General features: G+C 45.8%; 6 protein-coding genes. 1 reads left to right on the top strand and 5 read right to left on the bottom strand.

All coding sequences use genetic code 11. The annotated features are described in order from the left end of the window. Window positions 1-938: 938 nt before the first annotated feature. The 5 genes from RIM23_RS06775 to RIM23_RS06755 all read right to left on the bottom strand — a co-directional run bounded on the left by RIM23_RS06775 (window position 939) and on the right by RIM23_RS06755 (window position 6,880). Entirely contained in the window at window positions 939-1,883 is a 945-nt protein-coding gene (locus RIM23_RS06775; RefSeq protein WP_446365591.1) for an Hpt domain-containing protein, read from the bottom strand. A 280-nt stretch (window positions 1,884-2,163) separates the two neighbouring features. Next, window positions 2,164-3,675, bottom strand: a complete 1,512-nt coding sequence (gene crtD, locus RIM23_RS06770; protein WP_446365589.1) for a C-3',4' desaturase CrtD — start codon at window positions 3,673-3,675, stop codon at window positions 2,164-2,166. Window positions 3,676-3,880: 205 nt separating this feature from the next. Continuing rightward, window positions 3,881-5,215, bottom strand: coding sequence for a pentapeptide repeat-containing protein (locus tag RIM23_RS06765; RefSeq protein ID WP_446365587.1), 1,335 nt, complete (start codon window positions 5,213-5,215; stop codon window positions 3,881-3,883). 567 nt (window positions 5,216-5,782) lie between these two features. Next, window positions 5,783-6,682, bottom strand: coding sequence for a precorrin-6A/cobalt-precorrin-6A reductase (locus tag RIM23_RS06760; protein WP_446365585.1), 900 nt, complete (start codon window positions 6,680-6,682; stop codon window positions 5,783-5,785). A 3-nt stretch (window positions 6,683-6,685) separates the two neighbouring features. Further along, window positions 6,686-6,880, bottom strand: a complete 195-nt coding sequence (locus tag RIM23_RS06755; protein WP_446365583.1) for a hypothetical protein — start codon at window positions 6,878-6,880, stop codon at window positions 6,686-6,688. A 397-nt stretch (window positions 6,881-7,277) separates the two neighbouring features. Between RIM23_RS06755 and RIM23_RS06750 the strand changes: the two genes are divergently transcribed. Then, window positions 7,278-9,806, top strand: coding sequence for a sugar phosphate nucleotidyltransferase (locus RIM23_RS06750; RefSeq protein WP_446365581.1), 2,529 nt, complete (start codon window positions 7,278-7,280; stop codon window positions 9,804-9,806). Window positions 9,807-10,344 lie beyond the last annotated feature (538 nt).

Genomic DNA, 10,344 nt, shown 5'->3' with positions numbered 1-10,344 from the left:
CACTGTTTCAGTGACCTTAAAACTGTTTAACTTTTCGGTTCTAGAGCAGTAGACTAGCTACGTATCTACGCACCATCTCTTGAACACTTGCCGATAACGTAGTCAGTTAAGACTTAAGCTGGTCAGAATGGCTTGTTAGATTTCTCTTTCAAGCCTCATGCCTTTAGGCTGAGGTTCCTGACGATGGTCTGTCTTATAGCGGCAACAGGTCTCTCAAATATAGGCGATCGCATAATCAAGAGGTGAATGGTTCCCTGTCAGGCTACCCTAAACCTCCTTTGTCGCCCCTACTATCTTACCTTGTCCGGGTTCCTCAAATTTTCTAGTTGCCAATCTGCCCCATTTAATGTTCCAATAGACAAGTGCGGAGGTTTTGAGGTAAACTTTAATACCGAAGCACAACCCGACATGGGGGCGTGGCGGAATGGTAGACGCTACGGACTTAAGTAAATTGAGCCTTGATGGAGAAATCTGTCAAGTGGATGCTCTCAAACTCAGGGAAACCTACGTCTGGAAACAGATAGGGCAATCCTGAGCCAAGCCGATAAGAGAGTTTTGATTGTTGCGTGTTCAATTATGAGTTAAAACCAACTAACTCATAATTCACCCACAATGTCCTAGAGCGAAGCGAAGGGGCAAAATTCAAAACTTATCGGAAGGTGCAGAGACTCGACGGGAGCTACCCTAACGTAAAGCCGAGGGTAAAGGGAGAGTCCAATTCTCAAGTGCTGATTAAGGCAGTAGCGAAAGCTACAGTGAGAATGAAAATCCGTTGACCGTAAAAGGTCGTGAGGGTTCAAGTCCCTCTGCCCCCATCTATCAACTAATCTTGATTTAGTTCCCCATTCCTCTATAGGGTGGGGAGGTACAGCTTTTTTATCTTAATCCGGCGACAAGATCCCCACTATAATCTTTATTTAGATTTAGGGGGGATCTTGTCACGAAGGGGCGCGAGTTGCTTGGACAAGTAATTTAGTCAGTTGAGTAAGTTGGCGTTTATCAAAGGCTTTGACGATCGCGCGAGCCGCCTCTTTGGGTTCTACAGTAATCGTAATCTGTTTAGCACCGCCTTGGTTGGGGGTAGCTCTCGCCAATTTCTGTAACGCCGGACTTGCCTTTAGAGCATTCTCTTTTCCTTGTTGGACTTGATCGCTAGCTTGCTTAAGTTCTTTAATAATGATAGGTGCTAGAGAGTGGAACGAATTTTGCGAATTTGCGATCGCATCAGAAGCATTTTTCACCAAAAGTTGCCACGGTTCAACCGTTTGGGCGAGTTTCGCTAGCTTATGGCAATGCTCTTGCAGCTTTTGACGATTGGCGGGTGTTTCTGATTGTTTGAATAGCTGCAACATTTGCTTGAGGATACCTGTCACCTGAGCACAAAAGTTCTCAGGTGCTTGACCCGCCGCTTTGGCTCCACCCCTTGCTGGTTGTGCTGGGGCGGCAGTTTTTGGTTCACCACCACCAACTAACCGTTCCAGGTACGCCTGCAATTCCTTGAACGTCGGTTCGGCGGCTTGCACCATTTTATCGGCTTCATCATCCCGCAGACCAAAGGGTCCTTGGAGTTGTTCGATCAGGTCTTTGAGAGTGTCGTAGCCTTGTAAGAATAAACTTTCAACATGACGATCAAGCTTCACTGGATGTTCTTTGAGAATCTTCAAACAATCCTCTAAGCGGTGGGCAACTTTTTGCAGACTGCTAAAGCCAAGCATCGCCGCCCCCCCTTTGACCGAATGAGCCGCACGAAACATCTCATTGACCATCTCTGGGTCTTGAGCAGTCTGCTGCACATTCAATAACCCTTGTTCGAGAGTGTCTAGGTGTTCTTTCGCCTCTTCGATGAAATAACCTAAGATTCGTTGCTGATTCCCCCCATCCACGGCAGTTTTCCCTAATCCAAACAACTATGTATATACAAGACCTACAACCCAACCAAATAATACCAATAGTTATACGCAGCCAACAAAGAAAAAACCCCAATTCTGTTAAACTCTTTCTTTAGAGTACCTGAAACCAGCTAAAGAATCTTTCCGAATTTAGGGATCAGGAGGCACAAGGGCAAGGGAGGATATTCTCTGTTCCCCAATGACATAGAACCAGAAGCGGCTCTTGAATTCCCTGTCTAATGACGAATGACGAATGACATAAACGAATGACCCATCAACCTTGAATTTGCCGCACAGCCGTAAGCGCTGAGTAGCTAACTCCAGCCGTGCCTTCACCGGGATGGGTAGAATCTCCCACTAACCATAAGTGATTGATGGGGGTGCGAGTGGCAAAGCCAAACGGACCGAATGTCGGAACTCGCTGACCAATCCCGCCGACGATTCCTTGATGGCGTCCAGTGTAATAAGCAAAGGTTCGGGGTGTTGCGGTTTCTTGGTGGATAATGGTTTCAGGGGTTAAGTCAAAGTACTGACCTAGCCGTGCGATCGCATCTTGGGTATAGTTTTGTTTTAAGTGGTCATAATCCTGCTTAGAACCTTGCCACCACATCCGAGTATCGGTGAACGAGGAGGCAATAATCGTGGCTTTGCCGTCTGGGGCGCGACCATCACTAGGTTTACTCACCGAGACAAATAGGGAGTTATTTTCGCCAATCTCACCGTCGTAATCGTAGAGAAATTGCAGGTGAGGCGGACAACCTACAGGAATAGACCTTTGGTCAACACCCAGATAAATGACAAAGGCACCCGATGCTTTTGGTAATTTATCGACGCGATACTGATAACCCTTGGGCGCTTGGTTTCCCAGTAACTTGACCAAGTTTTGTGCGGTGACATTTGCCACCACTTCATCGGCGGATTCTGTCCAAACTTGCCCCGTTTTCTGATTTCTCACCGTTACGCCCATAACCTTGCCCTCACAAACCTGAATCTGTTCCACAGTATGGCGCATCAGCAGTTTACCACCCCATTTCTCCAACGCGGCAACTAGGCGATCGCTCAACACCTGCATACTCCCTTTCAGGTGAAACAGTCCTTGGGGGGCTTGGGAAACGCCGAGGGCAGTTGCAGCATAGAGTAAAGCGGTGTCATCGGCATTAACTTGGGAATAAAGCTTTAGCTGTAAATCCAGAAAGGTTCTCAAACGCTGATTGTCATAGAGTCGATAGCCCCGCAATGCATCTCCCACCGTCATAAACGTAAACGGTAGCGTAATCAACGTATCTGGACGCACCGCCGAGGTTAATTGCCACAAATCCCAGAGATTTCGTGGGGGTAATACGGGATCACGGGATTGAAATCTCCAACTAGCATTGAATAGATTACTCATCAGTTGCCAGAAGGGTTCACTCCTCGGAAATTGGCGTTTCCGTTCCTTTGCCCATTTTTCTGGGTCGCGCCACACGTTAATCGGTTCGGTTTCGCCAGGGAGAAATACGGCACAACCGGGGTCACAGGGAGTCGCGGCGGGTAAATCAATCTCTAACTCTTCAAAAATTCGCTGATGAATACCACCGGGTTCTAAACCTGCCACTTGCGTCGCCCCCACATCAAAAGTAAAGCCGCGACGCTTAAATGTGGAGGCACATCCGCCAGGAACAAACCCTTGGTCGAGGATTAACACCGAGTAACCCCGACGGGCAAGGAGTGCACCAGCCGTTAGACCCCCAATTCCTGCACCAATGACAACGACGCGATGGGTTTTTCCGGTAAAAACGCTGGTCATGATTATGGCTTTACATTACTTAATACATTTTAATATAAAAGGCAAAAGGCACAAGGCTGTAAGATTTATGGTGTCTGCTTTTCACCTATTGGTAAATTGAGATTATCTGGGTTGTAGGGGCGAGTCGCTGCTTAAATATGAAACTCTCGGAATTAACCTGTCTCGACTCGCCCCAGTCTAAATGTACTGTTTGCTGTTCCCTGTTCTATTCACACGATTGTTGTGTCCCATCGGGCATAATCGCATCACAGAGGTTAGCTTGGCTAAGATTTGCCCCCTCTAGATTAGCGCCTCTCAGGTTCGCCTCTTGTAGATTCGCCTTCTCCAAATTTGCCCCCGCTAAATTAGCGTTACTTAAATCGGCTTGAAACAAGGTTGCTTCGGCAAAATTCGTGTCTCGAAGGTCAGAATTATACAGGCTAGCACCGCTTAGATTCACATTGCGGAAATTTGCTCCGCTTAAATCAGCATTAAATAAGTTAGCCCCCCGCAATTGACGTTCCTCAGCCCCTTGATTGACAATTTCCCAAACTAGCCGCCATTTGGGGTCAAGGGTAGTCTCTTCATTAATTTTGGCAGTTCTCAGGTTAGCATTTTCTAGATTGGCTCCGGCTAAATTAACATTTCCCAGTTCGGCATTTCTTAAGTTGGCATTCGTTAAATTGGCATTGCTCAGGTCAGCATAGCGCAATTCAGTATTAGTTAACTGAGTGCCTTGAAGATTAGCACCCCGTAAATTAATGATAAATAAATATGCTTCGGATAAATTGGAATTTTCTAAATTCGCATTTTCTAGATTCAACCCTTCTAAATTCGCACCGGACAAATCCGCCCCCGCTAAGGCTTGTCCGGCTATTCCTTGATTAACTAACTCCCAAACGAATAACCATTTGTCATCTAGGATAGTTTGACTATTAAATTGGGTTCCTCTTAAATCGGTGCGAAACAATTTGGTATTCTCTAAGTTAGCGCCTTTGAGGTTTACCCCTCTTAAAGAAGTTCCCTCTAAATTAGCGTCACTGAGATTAGCACCTTCTAGAGACGCATTGGCTAATTTAGCATATCTCAAATCCGTTTCCTGTAAATTGGCACGAGTCAGATTGGCATTCTGTAATGAAGCATTCATCAGGTTGGCTTTACGCAAATCGGCAAACTGTAAATTAGCATTTTGGAGATTAGCATTTTCTAAATTTGCTTCTTGTAGATCAACTTTAAGGAGTTTGGCACGAAATAAATTAGCATTAGCGAGTTTAGCATTTCTGAGATCCGCATCCTCTAAATTTGCCCCTGAAAGTCGGGCTTCTTGTAAATCAGCTTCTCTTAAATCGGCTTCGACTAGGTTCGCGCCTTCAAGGTTAAATCCTCTGAGATTCCGCCTCCTCAAACGTACCTCCTGCAGATTACAAGTTGGACATTCTCCTTCATCTAATAGCTTTTCCACATCTTGATCCTTGGCAGCTTGTACGGAATTGCACAGACACATCAGGATAACTAGGGCAATATTGGTTAAGCTTGTGGTTATACCGAGGGTTTTAATCATGGATAAACGCATAGAAGACTTCATGTAGATAGGTATTTAGTATAGCCATTCTAAATTGTCTTGGAAAAGTTACTCAATCTTGTAGTGGCGTGAACCCACCTAAAATTGTGGAATAGGTTGGGTTCGTAGTAGGGGCTTTAGCCTTTAAAATTTTAACGGATGCAATAACCTTTCAATAGAATATCCACCACAACCCACCGACATACAGGCGGGGAATGTTTAAAATAGATAGAACCATTGGACAGGTTAGGTTCAAAAGCGCAATTAATTCACAAATTGACAATGGATAATGAACAATGGATAATGACCTCTCCTTAAAAGAAGAGGATTGAAATTAAGGAAAATCTTTTTTAATTTCTTCGTAAACGAAGAGGTCTTAGAGCCAATTAATCAATTATCAATTATCAATTATTAATTATCCATTGATAAAGGGCGGGTTTTATTGTTACGTTATGGGTAATACAGTAAATTGAGTCCCTAAACCCGCCCCTACGATAGGTTTATAAAATCTGAATTCAAATTTTTTACATAAGGATTGGAAATTAACAGAACCCTGGGACATAATAATCAGGTTGTTAAATATCTCTGGCAAAACTCTAACGCTACAGTGATATCACTGGTTTGCTGTGGATACTCTACCACCGGACGATCAATGACAATTAATGGAATTTCTAACTGCGCCGCCACTTGTCGCTTCGTCACCTCTCCTCCAGCTATCCCAGACGCCTTAGTGACTACCAGTGAAATATCCCAGTGACGCCAGAGTGCTATTTCTAATTCAAAGGGTATGGGGGGGCGTAGAGCTATAATGCGATCGCGACTAAATCCTGCTGCTATAGCCGCCTCTAAAGACGTAACCCCTGGAAGAATCCGGGCAAATAGAGTTGATCGCCCTTGCCAGTCTTGAAATAAGGATAAAACTTTATAACCTACTGTCAACAGTACCCGTTGTTGATTTAAATAGTCACCCGCCACCAACGTTTCAAAGCTGTCTAAGGTAATCACAGACGGTTCATTATTCGTCTGTAGGGGTGGGTTTAGGGAATTTTGTCTCGCTGTTGATGATAACCTTGGTTCAAAACCCGCCTTGACTGTAGAGACGTAGCATGCTAAGTCTCTACAACCTATCTCCTCATCTCCTTTAACAATAGGACGTTCAAAGCGCAGGTAGGGAATTTGGTAACATTGTGCTGTCGCGATCGCGTTTCGGGAAATTTCCACCGCATAAGGATGAGATGCATCGACTATGGCTGTAATATGCTGCTGTTGCCAAAGCTGCTCAATTTGCTTCCCATCCAAGCGCCCCACTTGTACCTGCAAGCTGGGCGTTTGAGGATAAAGTGACTTGGCGTCAACTGTTGTCACTGTAACCAGACAAGGAAAACCTACAGACGCGATCGCCTCCGCTAACTGCACACTCTCACTTGTCCCACCAATCAGCCACAGACGCCTTTGACTCTCTGGCAAAACCTACCGACCTTTCAGCGCTTTGGTAAAGTTTTTCCGATAAGACTTATTTGCCACAATCAAAACGGGCCACAACAGAGACAAATACATCCGGTTAGGCAAGCTACGGGAGAAGTTCGTCCGATTGAACCCCGTCCATAACTTCCAAACGCCGTAGCCATAAATCCCCAACACGAGAAGAACTAATACTTTTCCCATTCAATTAACCCCCTAGAAACCCAATCAGGGACTGTTTTACACTGACCCTAAAGCCTCAGCCGAACAAAAGCGAGCCTGCTTATTCACCCATTTTAGACCAACTCCCCCCAAAACGTCTCAGGTTCCCTTTGGAGGAATACAAATCATTGAATCAATTGAAGTATCAAACTTTCAGCCTTTGGGCGGCAAGGTTTCAGTCGTTGGTAGAATTGATCCCGGATCAAAGTCAAAGTAGCATAAACTCAGTTCTAGTCTATCTATGTAGTTCAGTTGTAGCATTACCCTTTGGAGAATCTTGCTAGTTCACTTTTTCTTATCAGAAACTGTAGAAAGAGACAATAGGTAGGGACATCTACGGTTCAAACACCGTAAAGCGCAAAAATTTTTAGGAGGACTTATGCGAGCAGTGCTGATGGCAGGCGGTTCGGGAACACGTCTGAGACCGCTAACCTGTGATCTTCCCAAACCCATGGTACCGATACTCAATCGACCGATCGCCGAACACATTATCAACCTACTCAAACGACATAACATCACAGAAGTCATTGCTACACTGTACTACCTCCCCGATGTGATGCGGGATTATTTCCAAGATGGCAGTGACTTTGGCGTGCAAATGACTTATGCGGTGGAAGAAGACCAACCCCTCGGTACTGCCGGTTGCGTGAAAAATATTGCCGAATTACTTGATGATACATTCATTGTCATCAGTGGTGACAGTATCACGGACTTTGATTTAAAAGCTGCCATTGAATTCCACAAAAGCCGTCACTCTAAAGCCACGATTGTCCTGTACCGCGTCCCCAATCCCGTGGAATTTGGTGTGGTGATTACCGATGAGAAAATGCGGATTCGCCGCTTCTTAGAAAAACCCTCAACCAGTGAGATTTTCTCAGATACAGTAAACACCGGCACTTACATCTTAGAACCCTCTGTCTTAGATTACCTGCCTGAAAACACAGAATCTGACTTTTCTAAAGACCTGTTTCCCCTACTCCTAGAAAAAGGGGAACCGATGTATGGCTTTGTCGCGGATGGATACTGGTGTGATGTGGGACACCTAGATGCTTACCGCGAATCCCAGTACGACGCCTTGCATCAAAAAGTAGAGATTGACTTTGCCTACGAACAACAAAAACCAGGACTATGGGTGGGACAAAATACCTCCATTGACGCAACGGCTAAAATAGAAACCCCAGCCCTGATTGGCAGTAATTGTCGCATTGGTCCAGGGGTAAATATTGAGGCAGGAACAATAATTGGAGATAATGTTACCGTTGGTGCTTACGCTGACCTGAAGCGTCCAATTCTATGGAATGGTTCGATTATTGGCGATGAAGTCCATCTGCGGGCTTGTGTCATTGCCCGAGGAACAAGGGTGGATCGTCGCGCCCATGTCTTAGAAGGTGCGGTTGTCGGTTCTCTCTCCACGGTGGGAGAAGAAGCACAAATTAGCCCCAGCGTAAGGGTTTGGCCCAGTAAGAAAATTGAATCAGGTGCCATTTTAAACATGAACCTGATTTGGGGAAATACAGCGCAGCGGAATCTTTTTGGTCAGCGAGGCGTTCAAGGCTTAGCTAATGTTGATATTACGCCAGAGTTTGCCGTCAAGCTGGGTGCGGCTTACGGATCGAGCTTAAAACCTGGCTCTCAAGTCACCGTCTCTCGTGACCAGCGGAGTATCTCTCGCATGGTATCGCGATCGCTAATTGCTGGCTTGATGTCTGTGGGGGTTCACGTCCAGAACTTGGAAGCCACAGCCATCCCCATTGCTCGTCTGGTGGTACCTACCCTAGCCGTTATCGGTGGGATTCACGTCCGGGTACACCCTGATCGCCCCGACTATATTCTGATTGAGATTTTTGATTCCCACGGAATCAATATATCCAAAGCCAAAGAGAAGAAAATTGAAGGGGCTTACTTCAAAGAGGACTTGCGCCGATCCCCGATTCCGGAAATTGGCAATGTCAACTACCCCAGCCAGTTACTCGATCTCTATAGCGTTGGCTTTGAGCGACATTTAAATGTGCAAGCGATTCACAATAGTGGCGCGAAATTAGTAATTGATTATGCTTATGCGGTGTCTGGGGCGGTTCTTCCTGTCTTGTTGGCGAAATTTGGCTGTGATGCGGTTGTCTTGAATGCCAGCTTAAATCAAATGTCTATGTCCGCCGATGAACGAGAAGGATTGCTCACCCAACTCGGTCAAGTGGTGGAAGCCCTAAAAGCCAATTTTGGCGTGCAGGTGTCCGCTAATGGTGAACAACTTATCTTGGTGGATGAATCCGGAATGCCCGTGCGGGGGGAAACTTTGACTGCGCTGATGGTTAGCTTGATGCTGACGGCTCATCCTCGCTCTGCTGTGGTAGTTCCGGTTCATACCTCCGGTGCTGTGGAACAAATCGCCCGTCGTCATGATGGTCGAGTGATTCGCACCAAAGCCAATCCGGCGGCGTTGATGGAAGCGTCTCAAACCAATCCTAATGTGGTATTGGGCGGTTCTGAGGAAATGGGCTTTATTTTTCCTCAACTCCATCCCGGTTTTGATGCGATGTTCTGCATCGCCAAGTTAATTGAGATGTTGACGATTCAAGAGCGCTCGCTGGGTCAGGTTCGCAGTGAATTGCCTCGAGTTTGTCATAAAACTTATACCATGCGCTGTCCTTGGACGGTGAAAGGGGCATTAATGCGCCACTTAGTCGAAACCCATGCCAATGAGGACTTAGAACTCATCGATGGGGTTAAAATAATAGATCGGTACACAGACAGTTGGGTGTTGATTTTGCCGGATGCTGGAGAACCCCTAGTCCATGTCTTTGCCAACAGCGATGACCGAGATTGGGTCGATGCAAATCTGAGAAGATATCGCACTTATGTGCAAGAGTTCATTGAACAAGAGCAAGGGGTAGTAACTGCCCAAAGCTGAATCGGCTATCTAAGATGAGGTGTTCCAGACGCGCCATGGCGCGTCTCTACAGTCAGGGCTTGCTCCTCCCTGCTGACAATATAGTACTTTTGTTCTAAATTAAAGAAGGAGGACGTTGGGTTATAACAACGGACTCTTTTCAATGGTCAACATAAATCTGCTAGCTAAGGAGTCAATAGCTCCGATAAGAGAGGGAATGATAGAATGGGCGAATATGGTTTTTTCAAGACCCATTGTCCCAAAGATAAGCCCTACTCAACTAGCACTCATGGTCAATCAGTGAATAGACCGATTACTCAAAGCCCTAGGAGATATTAACGGTCAGGAACCTCAGCCTAAAGGCATGAGGCTTGAAAGAGAAATCTAACAAGCCATTCTGACCAGCTTAAGTCTTAAATGACTACGTTATCGGCAAGTGTTCAAGACCTACCAGTATATGCTCCCGCTAGTCTACTGCTCTAGAACCGAAAAGTTAAACAGTTTTAAGGTCACTGAAACAGTGCTTTTTGGATAGTTACCGACCGATAACATTGGCGAA

Source organism: Coleofasciculus sp. G3-WIS-01 (assembly GCF_040223135.1).
Lineage (GTDB): Bacteria > Cyanobacteriota > Cyanobacteriia > Cyanobacteriales > Coleofasciculaceae > Coleofasciculus.
Note: the sequence above shows the minus strand (reverse complement) of the source record. Positions and strands in the feature narration are given on the sequence as shown.

Coding starts and splice junctions, on each gene's coding strand:
- crtD (WP_446365589.1), bottom strand. CDS start 3,675: ATGACCAGCGTTTTTACCGGAAAAACCCATCGCGTCGTTGTCATTGGT.
- RIM23_RS06765 (WP_446365587.1), bottom strand. CDS start 5,215: ATGATTAAAACCCTCGGTATAACCACAAGCTTAACCAATATTGCCCTA.
- RIM23_RS06755 (WP_446365583.1), bottom strand. CDS start 6,880: ATGGGAAAAGTATTAGTTCTTCTCGTGTTGGGGATTTATGGCTACGGC.
- RIM23_RS06750 (WP_446365581.1), top strand. CDS start 7,278: ATGCGAGCAGTGCTGATGGCAGGCGGTTCGGGAACACGTCTGAGACCG.